General features: G+C 61.6%; 20 protein-coding genes. 12 read left to right on the top strand and 8 right to left on the bottom strand.

What is annotated here, in order from left to right; translation table 11 throughout:
- Positions 1-3: 3 nt before the first annotated feature.
- From ACP3TE_RS11910 to ACP3TE_RS11890, 5 genes are all read left to right on the top strand, one after another.
- Complete coding sequence (locus ACP3TE_RS11910; RefSeq protein WP_105657050.1) at positions 4-1,383, top strand: aspartate aminotransferase family protein; 1,380 nt, start codon at positions 4-6, stop codon at positions 1,381-1,383.
- Between the two features lie 59 nt (positions 1,384-1,442).
- Positions 1,443-2,801, top strand: coding sequence for an FAD-binding oxidoreductase (locus ACP3TE_RS11905; RefSeq protein ID WP_426733687.1), 1,359 nt, complete (start codon positions 1,443-1,445; stop codon positions 2,799-2,801).
- A 38-nt stretch (positions 2,802-2,839) separates the two neighbouring features.
- On the top strand, positions 2,840-3,277 hold the full coding sequence (locus ACP3TE_RS11900) for a hypothetical protein (RefSeq protein WP_133833529.1): 438 nt from the start codon (positions 2,840-2,842) through the stop codon (positions 3,275-3,277).
- Between the two features lie 19 nt (positions 3,278-3,296).
- Positions 3,297-3,845, top strand: a complete 549-nt coding sequence (locus ACP3TE_RS11895; protein WP_105657053.1) for an HtaA domain-containing protein — start codon at positions 3,297-3,299, stop codon at positions 3,843-3,845.
- A 112-nt stretch (positions 3,846-3,957) separates the two neighbouring features.
- Positions 3,958-4,413: a hypothetical protein gene (locus ACP3TE_RS11890; protein ID WP_105657054.1), complete on the top strand. Its 456-nt coding sequence runs from the start codon at positions 3,958-3,960 to the stop codon at positions 4,411-4,413.
- Between the two features lie 23 nt (positions 4,414-4,436).
- Here the strand turns inward: ACP3TE_RS11890 and ACP3TE_RS11885 are convergent, their stop codons facing one another.
- Positions 4,437-5,252, bottom strand: coding sequence for a shikimate 5-dehydrogenase (locus ACP3TE_RS11885; RefSeq protein ID WP_332485875.1), 816 nt, complete (start codon positions 5,250-5,252; stop codon positions 4,437-4,439).
- A 102-nt stretch (positions 5,253-5,354) separates the two neighbouring features.
- Here ACP3TE_RS11885 and arr point away from each other — a divergent pair, with 102 nt between their 5' ends.
- Complete coding sequence (gene arr / locus ACP3TE_RS11880; protein ID WP_426733684.1) at positions 5,355-5,765, top strand: NAD(+)--rifampin ADP-ribosyltransferase; 411 nt, start codon at positions 5,355-5,357, stop codon at positions 5,763-5,765.
- An 81-nt stretch (positions 5,766-5,846) separates the two neighbouring features.
- On the opposite strand, the gene ACP3TE_RS11875 is transcribed toward arr, so the two are convergent.
- The 4 genes from ACP3TE_RS11875 to ACP3TE_RS11860 all read right to left on the bottom strand — a co-directional run bounded on the left by ACP3TE_RS11875 (position 5,847) and on the right by ACP3TE_RS11860 (position 10,450).
- On the bottom strand, positions 5,847-7,259 hold the full coding sequence (locus ACP3TE_RS11875) for an aldehyde dehydrogenase family protein (RefSeq protein WP_426733682.1): 1,413 nt from the start codon (positions 7,257-7,259) through the stop codon (positions 5,847-5,849).
- Positions 7,260-7,284: 25 nt separating this feature from the next.
- On the bottom strand, positions 7,285-8,715 hold the full coding sequence (locus tag ACP3TE_RS11870; RefSeq protein ID WP_426733680.1) for an APC family permease: 1,431 nt from the start codon (positions 8,713-8,715) through the stop codon (positions 7,285-7,287).
- 113 nt (positions 8,716-8,828) lie between these two features.
- A complete protein-coding gene (locus ACP3TE_RS11865) occupies positions 8,829-9,752 on the bottom strand; it encodes a helix-turn-helix domain-containing protein (RefSeq protein ID WP_388025191.1) in 924 nt (307 codons plus the stop codon).
- Between the two features lie 104 nt (positions 9,753-9,856).
- Positions 9,857-10,450: a TetR/AcrR family transcriptional regulator gene (locus tag ACP3TE_RS11860; RefSeq protein WP_388025193.1), complete on the bottom strand. Its 594-nt coding sequence runs from the start codon at positions 10,448-10,450 to the stop codon at positions 9,857-9,859.
- 130 nt (positions 10,451-10,580) lie between these two features.
- Here ACP3TE_RS11860 and ACP3TE_RS11855 point away from each other — a divergent pair, with 130 nt between their 5' ends.
- The 5 genes from ACP3TE_RS11855 to ACP3TE_RS11835 all read left to right on the top strand — a co-directional run bounded on the left by ACP3TE_RS11855 (position 10,581) and on the right by ACP3TE_RS11835 (position 16,528).
- Complete coding sequence (locus tag ACP3TE_RS11855) at positions 10,581-12,503, top strand: primary-amine oxidase (protein WP_388025195.1); 1,923 nt, start codon at positions 10,581-10,583, stop codon at positions 12,501-12,503.
- The gene (locus ACP3TE_RS11850; protein WP_105657062.1) at positions 12,487-12,927 is read left to right on the top strand and encodes a hypothetical protein; all 441 of its coding nucleotides are present in this window, start codon (positions 12,487-12,489) and stop codon (positions 12,925-12,927) included. The genes ACP3TE_RS11855 and ACP3TE_RS11850 overlap by 17 nt, the downstream gene beginning before the upstream one ends.
- 276 nt (positions 12,928-13,203) lie before the next feature.
- Complete coding sequence (locus ACP3TE_RS11845) at positions 13,204-14,649, top strand: NAD(P)/FAD-dependent oxidoreductase (RefSeq protein ID WP_133833520.1); 1,446 nt, start codon at positions 13,204-13,206, stop codon at positions 14,647-14,649.
- On the top strand, positions 14,649-15,017 hold the full coding sequence (locus ACP3TE_RS11840) for a cupin domain-containing protein (protein WP_332504728.1): 369 nt from the start codon (positions 14,649-14,651) through the stop codon (positions 15,015-15,017). The genes ACP3TE_RS11845 and ACP3TE_RS11840 overlap by 1 nt, the downstream gene beginning before the upstream one ends.
- Positions 15,018-15,037: 20 nt before the next feature.
- A complete protein-coding gene (locus ACP3TE_RS11835) occupies positions 15,038-16,528 on the top strand; it encodes a gamma-aminobutyraldehyde dehydrogenase (RefSeq protein WP_426733676.1) in 1,491 nt (496 codons plus the stop codon).
- A gap of 10 nt (positions 16,529-16,538) precedes the next feature.
- On the opposite strand, the gene ACP3TE_RS11830 is transcribed toward ACP3TE_RS11835, so the two are convergent.
- From ACP3TE_RS11830 to ACP3TE_RS11820, 3 genes are all read right to left on the bottom strand, one after another.
- Entirely contained in the window at positions 16,539-17,657 is a 1,119-nt protein-coding gene (locus ACP3TE_RS11830) for a CDP-glycerol glycerophosphotransferase family protein (protein WP_146112246.1), read from the bottom strand.
- A 19-nt stretch (positions 17,658-17,676) separates the two neighbouring features.
- Positions 17,677-18,783: a metal ABC transporter solute-binding protein, Zn/Mn family gene (locus ACP3TE_RS11825; RefSeq protein ID WP_388025205.1), complete on the bottom strand. Its 1,107-nt coding sequence runs from the start codon at positions 18,781-18,783 to the stop codon at positions 17,677-17,679.
- Positions 18,784-18,851: 68 nt separating this feature from the next.
- Positions 18,852-20,105: a YibE/F family protein gene (locus ACP3TE_RS11820; RefSeq protein ID WP_105657068.1), complete on the bottom strand. Its 1,254-nt coding sequence runs from the start codon at positions 20,103-20,105 to the stop codon at positions 18,852-18,854.
- 259 nt (positions 20,106-20,364) lie between these two features.
- On the opposite strand from ACP3TE_RS11820, the gene ACP3TE_RS11815 reads away from it, so the two are divergent.
- The gene (locus ACP3TE_RS11815; protein ID WP_426733674.1) at positions 20,365-21,432 is read left to right on the top strand and encodes a CPBP family intramembrane glutamic endopeptidase; all 1,068 of its coding nucleotides are present in this window, start codon (positions 20,365-20,367) and stop codon (positions 21,430-21,432) included.
- The last annotated feature ends 42 nt before the right edge of the window (positions 21,433-21,474 follow it).

Below are 21,474 nucleotides of genomic sequence, written 5' to 3'. Positions count from 1 at the left end.
CCCATGACTGAACCACTGGCACAGCCACTGACGCAGGGCGTTTCCGCAGCGGATATCGCCGCTGGCCAGCACGCCTACGAGCTGGACCGCAAGCACGTCTTCCACTCCTGGCAGGCCCAGGGGCCGTTCGCCCCGATGGCCATCCTGAAGGCCGAAGGCTCCTGGGTATGGGACGGCGAGGGCAACGCGCTGATCGACCTCTCCAGCCAGCTGGTGAACACGAACATCGGGCACCAGCACCCGAAGGTGATCGCCGCGATCCAGGAGCAGGCCGGCAAGCTGGCCACCATCGCCCCGCAGCATGTGAATGACGCGCGCTCTGAGGCGGCCCGGCTGATCGCCAAGCACACCCCCGGGCAGCTGGACAAGATCTTCTTCACCAATGGCGGTGCCGATGCGGTGGAGCATGCGGTGCGCATGGCGCGGCTGCATACCGGCAAGCACAAGGTGCTCTCCGCGTACCGCTCCTACCACGGCGGCACCCACCTGGCGGTGAACCTCACCGGGGATCCGCGGCGCTTCGCCTCGGATCACGGAACCGATGGGGTGGTGCGCTTCTTCCCGGCCTACCCGTACCGCTCCTACTTCAATTCGAGCACTCCCGAAGAGGAAACGCAGCGGGCGCTGAAGCACCTGGAAGACACGATCCTGCTCGAAGGCCCCGGCACCATTGCCGCGATCATCCTGGAGAGCATTCCGGGTACCGCCGGCATCTACCTGCCGCCTCCGGGGTACCTGCAGGGCGTGCGCGAGCTGACTAAGAAGCACGGCATCGTGTACATCGCCGATGAAGTGATGGCCGGATTCGGGCGCAGCGGGCAATGGTTCGCAGTGGACCATGCCGCGGTGGTGCCGGACCTGCTGACCTTCGCCAAGGGCGTGAATTCCGGCTACGTGCCGCTGGGCGGGGTGGCGATCAGCCCGGAAATCTTCGAGACCTTCCGCGAGCGGGTCTACCCGGGCGGGTTGACCTATTCGGGCCACCCGCTGGCCTGCGCGGCGGCGGTAGCCACCATCACCGCGATGGAGGACGAGGCCATGGTGGAGAACGCCCAGCGCTTGGGCGAGGAAATCATCGGGCCGCGCCTGGCGCAGTTCGCGGCCGAGCACCCGAGCGTGGGCGAGGTGCGCGGAACCGGCGTGTTCTGGGCGATCGAGCTGGTGAAGAACCGGGAAACCCGCGAGCCGCTGGCCGCCTATGGAGGCAGCAGCCCGGAGATGAACCAAGTGGTTGCCGCCGCGAAGGCCGCAGGGCTGCTGCCCTTCGCGAACTTCAACCGGCTGCATGTGGTGCCGGCGATGAACATCGAGGATGAGGTGCTCATTCAGGCGCTGGATCGCCTCGAGCAGGCCTTGGCCGTCGCCGACACGTTCGTTCAATAGCACCGATCTGGCAGGACAGCTCAGCTGTCCTGCCAGTTCTGCATTCAAAGGAGATCGAGATGACTACCGTGGCGACCAGTCCAGTGCTATGCGCCCATCCCCGGGCCTCGCTCGATGAGCAGGACCGCAAGCAGGCCAGCGTGGACCGCTCCGGCTATGCGCCCGAAACCTTTGCCGACGGGGTGATCTTCGCGCAGGACATCGATGATGTGGTGCTGGCGATGCAGTTGGCCCACAAGCATGGCGCCACGATCGTCCCGCGCGGGGCCGGCACCGGGCTGGCGGCAGGGGCCAGCGCCGAGGCCGGGCAGATCGTGCTCGACTTGTCCCGGATGGACAAGATCCTGGAAATCGATCCGGTGGAAGCCACCGCGGTGGTGCAGCCCGGCGTGCTCAATGCGGCGGTGAACCAGGCCGCCGGCGAGCACGGGCTGTTCTACGCCCCGGATCCTGCCAGTACCGCGATCTGCTCGATCGGCGGCAATATTGCGACGAATGCCGGCGGCATGTGGTGCGCCAAGTACGGGGTGACCCGCGAGTCGGTGCTCAGCTTGCTGGTGGTGCTGCCCGACGGGCAGCTGCTGCGTACCGGGCGGCGGACCATCAAGGGCGTGGCCGGCTATGACATGAATGCGCTGATGATCGGTTCGGAAGGCACCTTGGGCATTGTGGTTGAAGCACTGCTGCGCCTGCGCCCGAAGCCCAAGCACACCTCCACCTTGGTCGCCTACTTCCCCGATGAGGATACCGCGGCAAAGGCCGCCTCGGCGGTGATCGCCGAACGGCTGGCCCCCTCGGTGCTGGAGCTGATGTGCGGCAAGACCCTGAAGGCAGTGGATGCGGCGCTCGGAACGGATCACGAAGCGCGCGGCGGCGCGTTGCTGCTCGCGCAGACCGACGGCTACGGCGCGCAGCTGGAAATGCAGGCCCTGCAGGATGCGATCGCCCCGCTGGCCGCGCACATCGAGATCGCCACGGACCAGGAGCAAGCACAGGCGCTGATCGAAGCCCGGCGCCAGGCGATCCCGAGCATGGAGCTGCTGGGCACGGCCTCGATCTGCGATATCGGCGTGCCGCGCAATCGCTTGGCCGAAGCCTTCGCCGGCCTGCAGCGCATCGAGGATGAACGCGGAGTATCGATCTTCACTATCGCCCATGCCGCCGATGGCAACCTGCATCCGATCATCGTGGTGCCTGAAGGCCAATCCATCACCAGCGGCGCACCGAAGGCCGCGCTGGGAGACATGTTCCACCTCGCCAAGTCCCTGGGCGGCACGCTCACCGGCGAGCACGGCATCGGTTTGCTCAAGCAGGATTGGCTGGCCCAAGAGCTGGGCGAAACCTCGCTTGCGCTGCAGCGACGGGTGCGCGCGGTGTTCGATCCACAGGGCATCTTGAACCCGGGCAAGGCGATTTAACCCTAGAAGTCATCCGCTGACATGGGTAGGGTAAATACATGGATGAGTATCTACCGGTGGAATTCAGTCTTCCTCTCGTGTCGCTGGCGGCTTCTGTGATCTTCTTGCTGATCGGGTTGCCCTTGATCATCCACGCCCTGATCCGACGCAAGGGCTTCACGCGCCTGCGTGACGGGGAGCAGACTTATGCGCGACGCGCATCCATCCGCACCGAGTTCATTTCTGCCGGAATTGCTGTGGTGGCAACGGCCATCTGCCTGGTCATGGGCATCACCGGCTACAACACCGCGATGAGCAACCTCGTGGCGAACGTCCAGAAGGAATATTCGCCGACCGAGTTGGAGATCAAGTACTGGAACGGGTCGTGGGCAACAGCAGATATCGCCTTTGCCGATGGCACCAGCTACGTGGATGCCCAGATCTCAATGCAGTCTGCCTACCGTCCACTAGTTGAACCGAAGATGACGCAGGATTAGCTGGCAGAGAACTGTCGCCATGATCCAACTCCAGTATGAAATACTGGCCACAGCATATTTTCACGCCGATATCCTGTGGAGGGAAAAGACAATGACCGGAAGTGGTGCGCCAGCAGGCGATCCGTTCCAGCCGCATCTTGAATGGGGTCTGAAAACCTCGTTCGTGAGCTATATTTCTTCCCTCGCCGACGGACGCATTGAAGCTGCCAACGGGGTATGGCAGGCAGGCAACGCGTTGGCGTTCCCCGTCTCCCCCGCTGCAGAGGTACCGGAAAACGAAATCTGGTTCAACGGGCGTGTGTCCTTCTCCGGGCACGGCGGCATGATGAAGCTGGATCTCTTTGAACCGCGCATCGTGAACCATGACGAGAACATCAGCCTCACGATCGACGAAGCCGGCGAACGCGTTGCCATTGCCGAGCTCACCGAAACCAGCGTTTCGAACGCTTTCGGCCTGGTCAAGACCCGCTTCTCGGCGGTGCTCACCGAGGCAGGTTCGAAGCTGTTCAACGGCCAGTACCCTGCCGGCCAGCAGATGGAAGAAGTCGAGGTCGTGCTGCGCGGTTAGCAGCTCACCAGCAACAGGGCCCGGCACGAAAGTGCCGGGCCCTTGGCATATCTATCACCCGTGTTCAGTTGCCGGGGCTGATTTTCTCCCTTTAGCAAGGTAGGTTCGGTTCATGTCTAGAACTTTCCTGTCGAAGATCAGAATCCTGACTGCGCTGAGTATTGCGATGATGGCTTTGTCTTTCGTCATGGCTCATTCGTGGTTATTGCAGATCCTCACGCTGGGTCTAGGCGCTTCGGCACTAATATCGGTCTTCGCCCGTATATGCCAAATAAGGCGCACAAGTGCCGACAACCAGTCACTTCTGCTTCCCTCGCTCGCCATCACCGCGGCAGGTGCATTCATCTTCCGGTTCTTCATCTTGTGGGCGACATCCAGGCCTGCAAGGTACGCCGACTACATGCCCGAGAACGGTGTACCGATCACGAATGGAATTGCATTGAACACGCAATTCTTCCAGTTGCTATCCATGGGATTGATCGTGCTCTTACCGATCTCGTTCTTCGTCCTGCTGATGGTATTTTTTCGTGGAAAGAACATCATAAGCCAAGTGAGTACCGCCAACTAGGGCGCGTACTGATATTCGGGGCTTCAGGATTCCCGGGAGAATTCTGAGGCACGCAATACCTGCTCTTCACTTAGTGCCTGGCCGGTGTACTTCTGAAACTGCGCCGCGGCTTGCAGGGCGATGACTTCTGCCCCGGTAATCACCTGCTTGCCAGCAGTTCGTGTTGCGCGGATCAATGGTGTTTCACTTGGGAAAGCCACCACGTCGAAGACGGTTCGTGCGGCTTCAATCTGCTGAGTGCTAAATGCGTGCTCCTCAGACTGGGCTCCGTCCATGCCCAGCGGCGTTACGTTCACAAGAATCTCGTGTCCTGGAGCCGGGTCAGCACTGGTAAATCGGTAACCGTATTTGTCAGCTAAGGCTTGGCCGGAAACTTCGTTACGTGCCAGCACCGTCAGGTCGTTGAATCCGGCTTCGCGGAAGGCGGCCACGACGGCCTTGGCCATTCCTCCGGAGCCTCGGACAAGCACGGAACTTTCAGGATCCAGCTGATGGCGTTTGATGAGCGTCGCGATCGCCTCGAAGTCGGTATTTGAAGCAACCAGTCGCCCGTTGGTATTCACGATGGTGTTCACCGAGTCGATTGCCTTGGCCGAAGGCTCAATCTCATCGACCATGTTCATCACGTCTTCCTTGAACGGCATGGATACCGAACAGCCACGAATGCCCAAGGCCCGGACACCAGCGATGGCACCAGCGAGGTCTTCGGTCGAGAAGGCCTTGTAGATGAAGTTCAGCCCGAGTTCTTCATACAGGTAATTATGGAACCGGGTGCCGATATTAGATGGTCGACCAGATAACGAAATGCATAGGGTCATGTCCTTGTTCAAAATAGGCACGCGTTACTCTCCAAATACTGTCGTCGGTTCACTTCCCAATATACGTGGCGATACGCGGCCGATCCTTTCATGAACCGGCAATGGCGACTATCGTCTTGGCCTATGAGCAACGAACTTGATGACGGCCCGTTCTTCCACGGCACGAAAGCCGAACTGCAGCCAGGAGAAGTCTTGACTGCCGGATTCCCGTCGAATTATCGTCCGGAAATCATCATGAACCACATCTACTTCACCGCATTTGCCGATGGCGCGGGGTTGGCCGCCGAAATTGCGGCCCTGGAGGGGACCGCCCATGTCTATGAAGTGGAACCGACCGGGGCGTATGAAAATGACCCGAATGTCACCGACAAGAAATTCCCGGGCAACCCCACACGCTCCTACCGCAGTGCGCACCCCGTACGGGTGATCCGTGAAGTCCACGATTGGACCCGGCTGTCGCCCGAAGCCTTGCAAAGCTGGCGTGTACGCATCGCAAGGATCGCCGATGACCCCACTGCCGAGATCATCAACTAGCCTTCGCACGCAAATAGGCGGTGCCCGATGCCTGGATAGGCACCGGGCACCGCCGGGGAATGCTGGAGAACGCAGTCTCCGTCAGCCCTTGATGATCTGCGGCTGGGCCAGGGACTTCAAGCCGTCAATACCGAATTCCAGGCCGTAACCGGACTGCTTGGCGCCGCCAAATGGAATGCGCGGGTCGATGGTGCCGTGCGAGTTGATCCACACGGTGCCTGCCTGGATCTGCGCCGCGACTTCCAGTGCCTTCTCCCGGTTGCTGCTCCATACCGAGGCTCCGAGCCCGACTTCCAGGGCATTGGCGTGCTTGATCGCTTCGGCCGTGTCCTTGACCTTGATGATCGGCAGGGCCGGGCCGAATTGCTCCTCGACCACCAGCGGGTTGCCCGGGTCGATGTCGGCAATGAGCGTGGTCGGGTAGAAGTAGCCGGCCGCGTTTTCATCGGGGTTGGCACCGAGCAGCACCTTGGCACCGGAATCCACGGCATCCTTGACCAGGGAAGCGACAATGTCGTACTGGGCCTTGTTCTGCAGCGGGCCGAGCACGTTGTTCTCGTCGAGGCCGACACCCATGGGCATCTGCGCGGCGACGCCGGCCAGTGCATCGCACACCGCGTCGTAGATCGATTCGGGCACGTACAGGCGCTTGAGCGCGGCACAGGTCTGGCCGGTGTTGATGAAGGCACCCCAGAACAGGTCTTCGGCGATGGCCTGCGGATCGGCGTCTCCGAGCACGATGCCGGCGTCGTTGCCGCCCAGTTCCATGGTCAGGCGCTTCACGGTATCGGCCGAGGAGCGGATGATGGCCTTGCCGGTGCGGGTGGAGCCGGTGAACATGATCTTGGCGATATCCGGATGGCCCGAGAGCCTCTCGCCGACCTCGCGTCCGCCAGCCACGATCTTCAGCACGTCTGCTGGCAGCACTTCGTTGAGCACGTGGACCAGGGCCAGGACCGAGAGCGGGGTGTATTCGCTGGGCTTCATCACCACCGTGTTGCCCATGCGCAAGCTCGGGGCCAGCTGCCAGATGGAGATCATCATTGGCCAGTTCCACGGGCCGATGGCGCCCACTACGCCCAGTGCGCGGAAGTGCTTGGCGGCATAGGTTTCGCCGTCGTCCACGACCACTTCCGGTTCGATTTCATAAGCGGTGGCGGCGCGCAGCCAGGCGGCTGCTCCCCCGACCTCGAAGCGCGCATTCGGCCCGTTCAGCGGCTTGCCCTGCTCACGGGAGAGCAGCTCGGCGAGCGCTTCCGCGTTGGCTTCGATATTGTCCGCGGCCGCATTAAGCACGCGCTTGCGCTCGTCGTGGCCCAAGGCATCCCAGGCCGGCTGGGCGGACTTTGCGGCGGCAACGGCCGCGTCGAGATCGGCGGCACTCTGCTCGGCAACACGGCCAACCAGTTCACCGGTTGCCGGGTCCAGGATTTCGGTGCCACCGGTTGCTGGCTGGATCGCATCCAGCAGTTCTTGGGCGTTTGCGTAAGCCATCTTTGAGCTCCTTGGTAATGAGTTGTTAGGTGACGGGAAGTTTTTCGGCCATCGGTGCACGCCGTTTGGACGAGCGGATGACCAGTGCCAGCACCCATGCGATGAGGCCAGGCAGGATCACGATGCCTTGCAGCACATAACCGAGCATTCCCGGTTCTGCCATGCCAAGCAAGATTTCGAAGTTGATGACGATTTGGGCGAAGACATAGACCAGGGCGATGCCCGAGACCAGCGGAGCGATCACCCGGGTTATCAGGGATTCTCCGCTGCGGTTCGCCTTGAAGTATCCGATGACAGCAAAAGAGGTCAGTGCCATGAGCAGCACCAGCCCGTAGGCCGCCGAGTTGGTCATCCAGGTGAACATCGTGAACACGACATACATCGGATCCTTGCCATGCGAGATCACCGCGAAGACGGCGATAACCGCCAGTCCGAGGGTGGACTGCGCCAGCGAGCCTGCAACGGGGGCGTGGGTGGTGCGCGAAGTTGCGGCAAGGAACTTCGGCAGCGCCCCGCCGCGGCCCATGGAGTAGAAGTAGCGGGCAATGACGTTGTGGAAGGCCAGCAGCGCGGCGAACAGGCTGGTGATGAACAGGATGTTGGCCAGATCGACGAACCAGGCTGGCGCGTTGGCGCCGAAGAACGCGAAAATCAGGTCGGGGCCGAATTCTGCCGAAGCGCCGATGACGTTCGAGGCGCCTTCGCCGACGGCTACGGCGAATGCCGAAAACGCGTAGAAGCAGGCGATGATGACTACCGCGATCATCGTGGCACGCCGGGCGGTGCGTGCTGGATCCTTCACCTCTTCGTTGTAGATGGTTCCGGATTCGAAGCCCATGAAAGCGGCGATGGTGAAGGCCATGACGGCGCCCATGCCCGGTGCCAGAGCGTCAGCCATGTTGAAGGATGCGCCCGGCTGCGGCGCTTCGGGAGCGAGCGCGAAGGCCATGATGTTGTAGATGATGACCACGAGGAATTCTGCGGCCACGACGATGCCCAGGATCTTGACGGAGAAGTCGACCCGGTTCATGCCCAGGAAGCCGACAACTGCCCACGCGGCCAGGGCCATGGCCCACCATGGGATGGCGGTGCCGAAGGAGGCATTGGCAAAGGATGCCGCGGCGAATCCGAACATGCCGTAGATGCCGATCTGCATGAGGTTGTAGCTGACCAGGGCGACCATTGCCGCTCCCACGCCCAATGCCCGTCCCAGCCCCTGGGCAATGTAGGCGTAGAAGGCGCCGGCGTTCGGGATGTAGCGGCTCATCGCGGTGTAGCCGATGCTGAAAACCAGCAGGATGGCACCGACCATGAGGAAGGACAACGGCACGGATTCCATGCCGGTCACCGCGTAGTTGGTAGTCACGCCGCCAGCCACGGCGGTTAGCGGTGCGCTGGCGGCAATGATCATCACGACCAGAGCCGGCACCGTCAGTGTGCGTTGTTCGAGTCCCATTCGATCCCCCATTTGCCGAGTGCTTGGATATCAGCATCGCCCAAGTGCTCGGGCTTGTCCTTGGCATTGAGTGCAGGACCATTGGCTCCGCGTGCACAAGAGTGTCCTGCGCCTCAGCCGGCGCAGCGGTATTTGCCCGGGGTGGAACCGAATTCCTTGGAGAACATGCGGCTGAATCCGGCCGCATCGGCAATCCCGACCCGGGACCCGATGGCTTGGACGGGCAGTTCGGCCAGCAGCGGGTCGCGCAGCAGGCGCGCGGCCTCGCGCATCCGCAGATGGCGGATCAATGCGGCAACACTGAGCGGCTGGTTCTCGAAAAGCGCGTGCAGGCTGCGCACGGACATGAAGTGGGCGGCAGCGATGCGTGCAGGTCCCAGGTCGGGATCATCCAGGTGCGCGGCGATGTAGCTGGTGGCCAATTCGCGCTGCCGCTCCTTGGCATCGCCATGGCACTCGGCTCCAAGCGCCCCGCCCAGGGCAGTTGCCAGCAGGTCCACGGTATTGCGCGCCAGCTGGTAGCCGCCGAATTCATCCCATTGGGACAGATTGGCGCCAAGATGGCGCAGCAGCGGGGCGACGGTTCCCGACAGCGGGTGTGTTTGCCTCAGGGCGACGGCGGTGAGCTGGCCGACCTGCTGCTGGGACAGGCGGAACAGACCATGGGGAACCAATGCGACGAGCACCGACGCCGGCTTTTCAAAGGCCAGGGTGTAGGGACGCTGCGTGTCATAGATCGCCAGGTCCCCTGGGGCCAGCAGGGTCTCGCGACCGTCTTGGATCAGCAGCCCGTAGCCATCGAGCTGGTAGGAGACCTTGTAGAAATCCCCGTCGCCGCTGGAGGTGAGGTTCTCGGTTCGTTGCACTGCGTGGGGTTTGGCATGTATGCGCATCAAACCGATATCGCCGAGCATATTGGCACCCAGCGTGGCGGTGAAATGGCCGCTGGAAATCTGCTCGCTTTGCAGCCTGACGAAGGCGTCGGAAATGAGCCGCGACCACGCGGTGAACGAATCGACGTGCTGAAGTTGGTACATGCTTGCCTCCCCATTGAAGCCCATCAACTGTGTCGGGCATCACGAATGAGAGTACGCCGAGCGAAGCGAAAAGTCACTATTTTCTTCGCGCGGAGAATATCCGCCTAGCTCTGGGGGTGCAGGCGGCGCAACGCATCCAGGCGGTATTGCAGCTGCGCTTCGAGCGACTCGGCGGTGTTGACAGCTTCATCGAGCACGCTGCTGGCCTGAGCACCCATCAGGAAATTGATCATCGAGTCGCGGGCAACACGCGCCGCGGGATGCTCCGGACCCAGCAGCTGCCCAAGCCACTGGTCGATGAGCTCGCGCCACCGGTCCATGGTTTGCGCGTTGACCGCAGCCAGCGCACGGTCCCCGAGGGCCAGATGCCAGAAGTGCACAGCAATGCGGGCTTCATTGCGCCGCAGCTCATCAAGCGGGAGCACTTCGCGCGAGAATGCCTCCAGCGCGCCCAGCCCGGCTTGCCCCTGGCACATGCGGGCGATGCGCCGGTCAGTAGCCTCGGCCACGTAGCGGAACGTGGCAACCAGCAGCGAATCGCGCGTCGGGAAGTAGGGCTTGAAGGCGCCATTTGAATAGCCGGCCGCGGCCGCCAAATCACGCAGATTCAGCTTCTCGACGCCTTCGCGGGCAATGAATCGCCAAGTAACTTCGACAATCTCCCGGCGACGCTGATCATGGTCCACGATTTTCGGCATGGTTCAAGATTAGCGAAAAACAATTTATTTCAGGCAAGGGCTTGCGTCACATTGACCCCGTCCGTATTCTCTACAACTAGAGAATAATAAATGCTGCAGATCACACTTCAGTGCCGAAGGAGCCAATCCCATGCCAATCACCACCACCACGGATTTCACCCTGCTCAGCGAAGCAGAGATTGCCACCGCCAAGGAATTGCTGGTCAGCCACCAGCTTTTCACCGAGAACACCCGCATCGCCTACATGGGCCTGGAGGATCCACGCGCTGACCGCCCCGGACGTTTTGTCCGTGTCATGCTCATGGACAAGCTGGCCAACTCACCCAAGGACGTCGTCCTGGACTTGGGCGCGCAGGCCGTGCACTCCCGCATCGACCTGGATCCGGCCAAGGTGGGGCAGATGCCCGTGCTGCTGGAGGAATTCGAAATGGTGGAGGCCATCCTGGTTGCCGATCCGCAGTGGGCGGCCGCTCTGGCCAAGCGCAACCTGACGCCAGAACAGGTGCGCGTTGCCCCGCTCTCCGCAGGAGTCTACGAGGACGAGTACCCGCAAGAAGCCGGGCGCCGCATCCTGCGCGGCCTGGCCTTCCGCCAGGATTTCGCCGAAGACTCCGCCTGGGCCCATCCCGTTGATGGACTGGTGGTTTACATCGACACCATCGCCGGAAAGATCGACCAGCTGCTGGACCTGGAAGTCATCCCGGTACCCGAAACCCACGGCAACTACACGGATCCGGAACTCACTGGCCCGGTGCGCACCACCCAGAAGCCCATCGAGATCACCCAGCCTGAGGGCGCCAGCTTCACGGTCAGCGCAGGCAACCACGTCGAGTGGGAGAAATGGTCGCTGGATATCGGTTTCGACATGCGCGAAGGGCTGGTGCTCTACAACATCGCCTTCAACGATCGGGGCACCGAACGCCGCATCCTGGATCGTGCGTCCATTGCGGAAATGGTAGTCCCCTACGGGGACCCTTCCCCGGTGCGCAGCTGGCAGAACTACTTCGACACCGGCGAGTACCTGATCGGGCGCCTGGCCAACTCGCTGGAGCTGGGCTGCGACTGCCTGGGCGAAATCCACTACATCTCCCCTGTGGTCACCGACGCCGATGGCAATGCGCAGAAGATCACCAACGGCATCTGCATGCACGAGGAAGACGCCTCGATCCTCTCCAAGCACGCCGATGACTGGTCAGGCGTGAAGTACACGCGCCGCAACCGCCGCCTGGTGATCAGCTTCTTCACTACCGTGGGCAACTACGACTACGGCTTCTACTGGTACCTGTACCTCGACGGCACCATCGAATTCGAGGCCAAGGCCACCGGCATCGTGTTCACCTCGGCCATGCTCGACGAGCGCTACTCCTCGGAAATGGCGCCTGGCCTGGGCGCGCCCTTCCACCAGCACATCTTCGGCGCCCGGCTGGACTTCGCCCTGGACGGCGGACCCAGCCGCGTCATCGAAGAAGAAGCCGTGCGCCTGCCCATCAGCAAGGAGAACCCCCGGGGCAACGCCTTCACCCGCAGCCACACGGTGCTGGCTACCGAGAAGCAGGCGGTACGCGATAGCGATCCGACCGCCGGCCGCACTTGGGTGGTGACCAACCCGGATTCGAAGAACTACCTCGGCAAGCCGGTGGGCTACAAGCTGATGTCCCAGGGACTGCCGACCCTGCTGGCCGCCGAAGGATCCTCCATCCATCGTCGCGCAGAATTCGCCTCCAAGGCCCTGTGGGTGACCAAGCGGGAGGACGGCCACCGCTATCCAACCGGTGACTTCGTGAACCAGAACCCGGGCGTTGACGGCATTGGCTCGTGGATCGAGGACGACAAGAACATCGACGGCGAGCAGATCAGCCTGTGGCACACCTTCGCGTTGACCCACTTCCCGCGGACTGAGGACTGGCCGATGATGCCTGTGGACACCGTTGGCTTCACCATCCGTCCCGAGGGCTTCTTCGACCGCTCCCCTGTCCTTGATGTTCCAGCCCCGGTCCAGCACGGCTGCTGCGCCACCAAGGAATCAGACGGTTGCTGTGGCAGCGGCGACTAGCCACGCGGCCAGGGTGCCGGCCGGACACATTGCCCTGGGAGCCGCTTCGCTGGGCCTGGCCGCAACCCACCTGCTGGTTCTGGCACTGATGCCGCACTCCTTGTGGTGGAACCTGGCATTGCTTGCCATGACCTTGTGGTGCATCAAATGCTCCTGGTGCGTGCTGCGCGGCGGTTCTCCCCTGCGCCTGCTGGTGATGAGCGCGCTCATGGGCACCTCCCATGTGGCGATGGTGATCGGCATGCCGTGGTTTGGCGGCCATCACGCGTCCCACGCTGCGCACGGCGCCCAGCATGCACCGGTGATGCTGGGAGTTGCGGCCGCCGAATTCCTCCTGATGTTCGGCGCGGCTTGGCTCAGCCGCCATTTCCCGGGACGGGCGCATCAATTCACTAGCGGCAAACCGGTCGCGGTTCCCGCATGACCAGGCCCGGTCTTCGAAGCAGTGCTTTGCTGTTTCGAAGGCCGGGTTTCGGCTTGGCTTCGGGACCTTGACAACCCCGAGCGGCGCAGGCTTAGATGAGTAATGAATCACATTCAATTTGTATTCATCTTTCCGAGAAGAGGGATAGCCTTGGCCGCCGATTGGCACTCAACTGGCATCCCCGGTGCCCAGCAGACGGCAAAGCCGCACGGACCACTGGTCGTTCCCCTGCCTCGATAGCGCCTGCCGAACCCGCTACCTTCGAGGAAAGAACCAATGAACAGCACCAATGACCTGACTTTTGACAGGCATGAAGCCGAAGTCTCCCCCACCCTGATCTCCCGAGCATTGGCCGGCGCCAAGCGCACCAGCTACTGGCTGGATCATGAGCACCGCCCCGCACCCCACCCGGCGCTGCATGGCTCACTCACCACCGACTTGCTGATTATCGGCGGCGGCTACACCGGATTGTGGACCGCGCTCCAAGCCAAGGAGCAGAACCCCGGCCGAAGGGTCGTACTGATCGAGGGCCAGCGCTTGGGCTGGGCTGCTTCCGGGCGCAATGGCGGCTTCTGCGAAGCCTCCCTGGTCCATGGCGAGGCCAACGGAGAAAACCATCTGCCCAAGGAAAATGCGCTGCTTGCGGAGCTCGGCAGGAAGAACCTCGACGAGTTCGAAGCGACGGTGCGCCGCTATGCAATGGACGTGGACTTCGTCCGCGAGGGCGCGCTCAGCGTGGCCACCGAACAGCATCAGATTGCGTGGGTGGCCGAGGAAGCTGAGGCACCGGGTGTCGACTACCTCGATGCCGGCGCGGTAAGGCAACTGATCAATTCGCCAGACTTCTTGGCCGGCGCCCGTGACCATGACTCAACCGCGCTGGTCCACCCCGCCAAGCTGGTCTGGGAACTTGCCCGCGTCTGCAGCGAGCTAGGCGTCGAGTTCTACGAGCATACCCACGCCGTGGAGATGAACAATGCCGGCACGCAGGTCCAGGTGCTGACCGCCGACGGGCAGATCACCGCCAAGCATGTGGCCCTGGCAACCAATGTTTTCCCGTCTCTGCTCAAGCGCCACCGCTCCCGAATTGTGCCGGTATACGACTACGCGCTGATGACTGAGCCGCTCACTGCGCAGCAGCGCGCGGCCATCGGCTGGGAGAACATGGTGGGCTTGGCCGACCTGAACAACCGGTTCCACTATGCCCGCCCAACCATCGACGCCGAAGGGAACTTCCGCATTCTCTACGGCGGCTACGACGCGGTCTACCACTTCGGGGGCAAGGTCCGCTCCAGCTACGACACCAACCAGCAGACCTTCGAGAAGCTCGCCGCGCATTTCTTCGGCAGCTTCCCGGACCTCTCACAGGTGAAGTTCTCTCATGCGTGGGGTGGCGCCATTGATACCTGCTCCCGCTTCTTCTCCTTCTTCGATCTGGCCTACGGCGGCAAGGTCGCCTACTGTGCAGGCTTCACCGGCCTCGGTGTCGGCGCTACCCGTTTCGGTGCAAGGGTCATGCTGGATCTGCTCTCGGGCCAGAAGACCGAGCTGACCGAATTGGAGCTGGTGCGTACCAAGCCGATCCCATTCCCGCCGGAACCTGCCGCATGGGTGGGCGTGAACCTGATGACAAGCCAGCTGGTCAAGGCCGATCGCAATCGAGGCGAGCGCTCGGCCTTCTTGAAGCTGATGGATAAGATCGGAATGGGGTTCGATTCCTGATGCCTGGAAGAATACTTCAAGCCGGCATCGTCCAGGCCGATGCCCTTGAGGTCAAGCATGTTGCCATCGGCGACGAGCAGGTGGTCGCCGGTCAGGCATCCGCAACCGCAGGCTGCCGCGAGCTGGGCACCCTCGGGGATGCAGAAATCGGCGTCTGGGAGATGTCCCGCGGCGCCATGCAGGATATTGAAGCGGACGAGTACTTCGTGGTGCTTGCCGGGTGCGCGACGGTGCAGATTCTGGAAACCGAAGGTTTCGGTGCCCAAGAACTGGTGCTGGTTCCAGGCAGCGTTGTCCGGCTCCATGCGGGCATGAGAACCCGTTGGATCGTCACCGAAACCCTGCGCAAGATCTATTTCACCCTCTGAATCCCCCTAGGAGAATTCACATGGCCTACTACGATAGTTCCCTTGGACACCAGTTCATCAATGGACAGCAGGTCCGCGGGCACGGCCCGGTGCTGGAGCGCGCGAATCCAGCCACCGGAAAGAAGCTGCTGGACGTGGATACCGCGACCGGCGAGCAGGTTGACCAGGCGGTGCAGGCGGCCGCCGGCGCCTTCAAGACCTGGTCCCGGCTGACCCCGGGCGAACGGGCCGACCACCTGCTGGCATTCGCTCGCGAACTGGAAAAGCATGCCGATGAAATCGCCGCCCTGGAAACCGCTCAGACCGGCAAGAGCATCCGCATGTCGACCCAATTCGATGTGCCCGGTTCCATCGACAACGTGAATTTCTTTGCTGGCGCTGCACGCAATTTGCAGGGATTGGCCGCCGGGGACTACGCGGGCAACACCACCTCGATGGTTCGCCGTGAAGCTATCGGCGTGATCGGTTCGATCAGCCCGTGGAACTACCCGCTGCAGATGGCTTCGTGGAAGGTCCTGCCAGCGATTGCCGCCGGCAATACGATTGTGCTCAAGCCCAGCGAGCTGACCCCGGGCACCTCGGTGCTCTTTGCCCGGGCCGCCAAGGATGCCGGGTTGCCGGACGGCGTGATCAACATTGTCGTTGGCGACGGGCCCAGCGTTGGCTCGCCCTTGGTGCGCCACAAGCTGGTGAAGATGACTTCGTTCACCGGCTCTACCGCCGTGGGCCTGAAGATCATGTCCATGGCGGCCGAGACCGGTACCCGGGTTCATCTTGAACTCGGCGGCAAGGCGCCGATGGTGGTCTTCGATGATGCCGATATCGAAGCTGCCGCACATGGTGCGGTGGCCGGCTCGACGATCAATTCCGGACAGGATTGCACCGCCGCCACGCGCGCGTACGTGCATTCCTCGGTCTTCGAGAAGTTCACCAGCAAGGTGGCCGAACTGATGGAGGCCATGGTGGTGGGAGATCCTACCGATCCCGATACCGACATGGGTTCGATGATCAGCGAAGCCCACCTGCAGAAGGTTTCCTCGATGGTTGAGCGTGCCAAGGATGCCGGAGCAACGGTGCTTGCCGGTGGCAAGCAGCTTCCGGGCGATGGCTGGTTCTACCGTCCTACCCTGGTGGTGGGAGCTGCGCAGGATTCAGAGATCGTGCAGCAGGAAGTCTTCGGCCCGGTCCTGGTGGCGTTGGCGTTCGATACCGATGACGAAGCCATCGAATTGGCCAACGACACCCCGTATGGCCTGGCGGCGAGCGCATGGACCAAGAACGTTGACCGCGCGATGCGTGCCAGCGCCGAAATCCAGGCCGGTTGCGTGTGGATCAACGAGCATATCCTGATCGTTTCCGATATGCCGCATGGAGGCTACAAGGCTTCGGGGATGGGCAAGGACATGAGCCAGTATTCCTTCGATGAGTACACCAATGTCAAGCATGTGATGATCTCCCATGATCCCGCGGCCCATCGCGAATGGCAGGATACGGTCTTCAAGCAGCGCTAGGCCCAGAAGGCTAGAGGCTCGAAAGCAGCTGGCTCAGCTTCTTCGTTGCCACCCCGGGTTCTGTGGTGGCAAAGAAGTACTGTGCCAGCTGTTTTTGCGCCCCGGCAACCGAGGATGCGGCAAGATCCGCAACCCGCTGCGCCAGTCCGTTGGCGTTGCCCAGCCGCTGGTCCAATGGCAACCCTGAATGGAGCTTGCTTTGGGGGTCTCCGGCCAGCAGCAGCGGGATGTTGAGCGCTACCGCGTCATAGGCCATCGCCGAGGTGTCGCAGATGGCCACATCCGCCCACACCAAGGACTGCGCCGCGTCGCTGAGCGCATCCACGGTGGCAGCGTAGTTGCTTTTCAGGCTTACCACGGCCTTTTTTGCCTCTGCGGACACATCACCGGTCTTCGGATGAGGACGGAAACGTACTTCGAAACGCTCATCGTTGCTCAGCTGGGCTAGAATTCTCTCGCCCAAAGTAGCCACCGAGGAGTACGCCATGGCTTGCGAGTCGCCCTCCCAAGTCGGTGCGTAGAGAACCCGGATCTTCTCCGAAGGGCCGGGCAATTCCAGTTCATCGAGCTGCGGGCGTCCGATCTGCACCAGATGCGATGGGTCGAAACGGGAGATGTTCTCGGTGATGCGCTCTACCGCGGCAGCACCAGCCACGCAGGCGAAATCGTAGGCTTTGAGCTGGTTGGAGACCATGGAGGCCTTTTCGCTCTCACCGTGGTTCAAGTGAATATGCGCCGGTCCGTTGAAGCGCAGCATCGTGAAGTTCCGCTGGGCGTTGTTCACGTAGTTGATGGATTTGGTATTCCACTCGCTCAGCTTATTCTCGATCTGCTCCATGGAACGCGAGAACAATATCGGCAGGTTCGACTCTGCCAGCGCGTGTCGTGCGCTTAGTGCGTCCATGAGCACCACGCCGACGTTGAGACCCTGGGCAGCCAGTCGCTCGAAGGTACCCAGCCAGACTCCGAGCTGGTAGAACTGCCCGGGCCCCTCGGCGAAGAAAAGCACATGGTCGGCTTGCTCGATTCCCCGGTCCGAGTGAGCGATCTCCGCTCGAACAGACCGCTCCGCAATGAGGGAGCGTGCTTTACCTGTCGCTTGCGTTATCTGGGAAGAGAACAATGCCATGCATTTAGTTTACGTAGGTTTAGCCGTTGATTGCGGAAGCCAAGTCGGAAATGTTGGATTCCATCCATTCGAGGTAGCTGGAATCATCCTGAATGGTTTCTGCAAAGTCGACTACAGGTACCTGTCCCCGCTCAGCGTTCTTCTTCAGCGCCTTGGTTTCGCTGCCTTCGGTCTGCACGTTGTAGGCAAGCATGTCAGCGTCGCCAGCAACGAGCTTGTCTTCAGCCTTCTTCATGGTCATCGGCGCAATGCCCTCGCCCTCTTCGATGGCTTCGCTCAGCCCTTCAGGAGTGGTGTTCTCCATGCCGGCTGCTTCCAGCAAGTGGAATGGAACCGGCTCGGTCATCATGAAGCTCTTGCCATCCAGCTTGGCGGTTTCGAGCTGGGCTTCGAGTTTCACGATCCCTTCGTTGAAGGCTGCTGCGTTCTGCTTGTACTGATCCGCGTTGGCGGTATCGGCCTTGGCGAAGGACTCGGCCAGTGCATCAGCAAGTTCACCCATGGAATCCAGGTCGTACCAGATGTGCTCGTTGTAGCCCGCGTGGTCGTGGCCCTCATGGCCGCCCTCTTCAGCGTGCTGCGCATGCTCCTCGGCGCTTTCGCCCTCATGGCCGCCCTCATCAGCGTGCTGCGCATGCTCCTCGGCGCTTTCGCCCTCATGGCCGCCCTCATCAGCGTGCTGTGCATGCTCCTCGGCACTTTCGCCCTCATGCCCGGCCTCTTCGGATTCCGCAGCTACCGGCGAGGAGTCCACAGCGTGCATGAGCGTGATCTCTCCAGACTTGCCTTCCGGTAGCGAAGAAACGAGAGAGTCCATGAATTGGTCATATCCGCCGCCATTGGCAAGGACCAGGTCCGCGCTGGAGATCGCAAGCTTGTCGCGTGCGGTTGGCTCATAGGAGTGCGGATCCTGTGCGGCCGAAGTGATGATCTCGCTGACCTCCACGCTATCTCCGCCAATGGCACGGGCGATCTGTCCGTAGACGTTCGTCGTGGCCACTACGCTGATCTCTGCAGATTCCGCTTCCTTCGATTCGCTTCCTGTGGCGCTACCGCATCCGGCAAGGATCAGTCCGGCAGCGGGCAGGGCGACGGCAGCTGCGAGCAGCGAGCGGTAGTTCTTCATGGTGGTCTCCATCTAAGTCGGATCGCTATTGAGAACTATTCTACATTACATATGAGAATGGTTCGCACCTAGGAGTCGGAGGTTACACTCTGCAAAGCCCGCTTGCCGTGGGCACCGCCGGTGCCGGTAGCTTTCACCACCATCACTGCAATGGCGGTGGTTACCGGGATCGCCAATACCAATCCGATGGAACCAATCAGGATTCGGATGACCTCTTCAGCCATGGCGCCGGAGCCGAGGGTGACCCCGAAACTCTGGTTGCTCAGCGCCGCAATGGCCAGCACCGGCAGGGCCGCACCGGCGTAGGCGAAAGCGATGGTGTAGACGGTCGAAGCGATATGGTCCCGGCCGATGCGCATGCCGCGGAAGAACAGTTCCCTGGCCGAGGCCTTGGGCGTGCTCTCTGCCAGTTCCCAGACGGTGGCCGACTGGGTAATTGTCACGTCATTGAGCACACCCATGCCGCCAACCAGCACGCCGCAGATCAGCAAGCCGGGCAGGGAAATTTGCGGGGCCACCGTCGATAGGGTGATAGCCGATTCATCGTTGGCTCCAGTCAAAGCGGCAGCATCGGTCAACCAAAGCACCATCGCCGCGGTCACCGCTAGGCCAAAGAGCGTTCCCAGCAGCGCTGTGGATGTTTTCGCGTTCAGCCCATGGGCGAAATACAACGCGACAAACATGATGGCGGTAGAACCAGTGAGTCCCACCAGGACCGGATTGCCGCCTTCAAGCAAGGCCGGAACCATGAAGATGATCATGAAGGCGATGCCACCGACCAGGCCGATCATCGCCCGCGTGCCGCGCCATCCGGCGACCAGCACCACGACCACGCCATAGGCGATGGCCAGCAGTGCCATGGGCAAAGTGCGCACGAAGTCAACGAATACGTACGGGCTGCCGCTGGTGGTGTCCACCGCGGAGAGATCAAGGTATCGAATGCTGTCGCCCGCGCGCGCATCACGTGATTGCAGCATTTCCGGTGGGATTTCCAATTGGATTTCCGCGCCACCGGATTCGGGCATCACGTAGGTTACTTGGCATTCGAGAACCTTGCCACCAACTTCTTCCAACCCTTGGGAAGACGGGCAGTCCTGGACAGTGCTGCGCGTGACAGTGCCCACTTCCATCGTTGCGCCACCGGTAGTGTCCATGGCTCCGTTCAGGGCAAACTTGTCGTAGTTGCCTTGCGGCCACAACAAGATGACCATGACCAGGGCCAGGGCGCCGATAGGCGCAAGCAGCGCCCATAAGATGATCGAGGCACGCCGCCGGCGCCGGGGATCCTGCAAAATCGGTTCGTCATGGTGATGATGGCCCACGTGGTGCTGCTCCAAATCAAAGAAGGCGAATCGTTCTTTCCAAGTGTAAGAGCTAGCCCCTTGGAGTTTGCCTTGGATGCCGACCGCGTTGCGAAGAGCTGGTCCTGGATATTCAAAAGGATGACCCGATAAATCCTCCGTAAGGTTCATACCTTCAAACACTGCGGAACGGGAGAATTGAGCCATGAGCTTGCCAATGAACCAGCCACCCTTGCCGCAAGGCGCCGAGGGTGAGATGAACTATTCGTTCCATCGCCTAATGAGACGCAGTGAGAACTACCGCTGGTGGAGGCCGCTGGCGTTCACCGGCATCGGCATTGGCTTCTACGGCGCGGCATTGCTCATCGCCATACTGGCGATGTTCATCGCATTGATCATGAACCCGCTGACGTGGGCTGCGGAGAATCCAGATGACGCTCCCGATCAGTTCCTCATGGATCCAACCCTGAACATGGCCACGGCGACGGACTTCTCGATGACCATGGTCTCCCTGATCATCATGATCCCGGCGGTCTACCTCGCCTACTTGCTCATCGGGCCCAAGCCTGTCGGCTTGCTGATATCGGTCGCCGGCAAATTGCGCTGGCGCTGGTTCGGCCTGGTGTTGGGTGCCAGCGCCATCTTGTTCGCAGTGTATTTCGGGCTGAGTTTCGGGTTGGGCGCCTTGGGCATTGGCGAGTCCGAACCCGTGCCGGCGAGCAGCCTGCCGGCCGATCCGCTGTTCTATGCCCTGCTGGTGATCCTCTTGACGCCCTTCCAGTGCGCAGCTGAAGAGCTTGTTTTCCGTGGCGCGTTCATGCAGGTCATCGGCAGCTGGCTGAAGCATCCATTGTTCGCCATCCTGCTTCCAGTTCCCTTCTTCACCATCGGCCATCTCTACGATGTCTGGGGGCTTCTCGATGTGGCGGCGTTCGCTATCGCGGCAGGCTTCCTGACCTGGCGCACCGGTGGCCTTGAAGCAGCGATGGCGATGCACATCATCAACAACACCTTCTTGTTCCTGCTCGGTGCAATGGGCGCAGTTGATCTGAACGCCACGGAATCCAACCCGGTTTCGCTGGTCTTCTCGGTGTGCTTCATGGCCCTATTGACCTTCGTGCTGGTGAAGCTGGCAGACAGGCAAGGCATTGCGCGTACGGCAGGCCCGATTCCAGCAGCAGAGCGCCGTCCGATGCTGCAGCCTTGGCAGATGAGCCAGCCACCGGTTCACCCTAGCCAGGCCTACTGGGCTCCTCCGGCCTATCAGCCTGGGCAGCAGCAGAACTCCGATCACGGTTCAGATGTTTCCCCACCGGCTCCCCCGGCAGCCGGCCCGTCAGATCGCTAGGCACCAGATAGCTGGAACGCAAAAAACGATCCGCGCAGGATT

The sequence above is a fragment of the Glutamicibacter sp. 2E12 genome (genome assembly GCF_050030965.1).
In the GTDB taxonomy this organism is placed as follows: Bacteria; Actinomycetota; Actinomycetes; order Actinomycetales; family Micrococcaceae; genus Glutamicibacter.
The sequence above is the reverse complement of the archived record's forward strand: the minus strand, read 5'-3'. Positions and strand labels throughout refer to the sequence as shown.

Bases quoted from the DNA above. Each gene is read 5' to 3' on its own strand.
- ACP3TE_RS11910 (WP_105657050.1), top strand. From the start codon at position 4: ATGACTGAACCACTGGCACAGCCACTGACGCAGGGCGTTTCCGCAGCG.
- ACP3TE_RS11905 (WP_426733687.1), top strand. From the start codon at position 1,443: ATGACTACCGTGGCGACCAGTCCAGTGCTATGCGCCCATCCCCGGGCC.
- ACP3TE_RS11900 (WP_133833529.1), top strand. From the start codon at position 2,840: ATGGATGAGTATCTACCGGTGGAATTCAGTCTTCCTCTCGTGTCGCTG.
- ACP3TE_RS11895 (WP_105657053.1), top strand. From the start codon at position 3,297: ATGATCCAACTCCAGTATGAAATACTGGCCACAGCATATTTTCACGCC.
- ACP3TE_RS11890 (WP_105657054.1), top strand. From the start codon at position 3,958: ATGTCTAGAACTTTCCTGTCGAAGATCAGAATCCTGACTGCGCTGAGT.
- arr (WP_426733684.1), top strand. From the start codon at position 5,355: ATGAGCAACGAACTTGATGACGGCCCGTTCTTCCACGGCACGAAAGCC.
- ACP3TE_RS11875 (WP_426733682.1), bottom strand. From the start codon at position 7,259: ATGGCTTACGCAAACGCCCAAGAACTGCTGGATGCGATCCAGCCAGCA.
- ACP3TE_RS11870 (WP_426733680.1), bottom strand. From the start codon at position 8,715: ATGGGACTCGAACAACGCACACTGACGGTGCCGGCTCTGGTCGTGATG.
- ACP3TE_RS11865 (WP_388025191.1), bottom strand. From the start codon at position 9,752: ATGTACCAACTTCAGCACGTCGATTCGTTCACCGCGTGGTCGCGGCTC.
- ACP3TE_RS11860 (WP_388025193.1), bottom strand. From the start codon at position 10,450: ATGCCGAAAATCGTGGACCATGATCAGCGTCGCCGGGAGATTGTCGAA.
- ACP3TE_RS11855 (WP_388025195.1), top strand. From the start codon at position 10,581: ATGCCAATCACCACCACCACGGATTTCACCCTGCTCAGCGAAGCAGAG.
- ACP3TE_RS11845 (WP_133833520.1), top strand. From the start codon at position 13,204: ATGAACAGCACCAATGACCTGACTTTTGACAGGCATGAAGCCGAAGTC.
- ACP3TE_RS11840 (WP_332504728.1), top strand. From the start codon at position 14,649: ATGCCTGGAAGAATACTTCAAGCCGGCATCGTCCAGGCCGATGCCCTT.
- ACP3TE_RS11835 (WP_426733676.1), top strand. From the start codon at position 15,038: ATGGCCTACTACGATAGTTCCCTTGGACACCAGTTCATCAATGGACAG.
- ACP3TE_RS11830 (WP_146112246.1), bottom strand. From the start codon at position 17,657: ATGGCATTGTTCTCTTCCCAGATAACGCAAGCGACAGGTAAAGCACGC.
- ACP3TE_RS11825 (WP_388025205.1), bottom strand. From the start codon at position 18,783: ATGAAGAACTACCGCTCGCTGCTCGCAGCTGCCGTCGCCCTGCCCGCT.
- ACP3TE_RS11815 (WP_426733674.1), top strand. From the start codon at position 20,365: ATGAGACGCAGTGAGAACTACCGCTGGTGGAGGCCGCTGGCGTTCACC.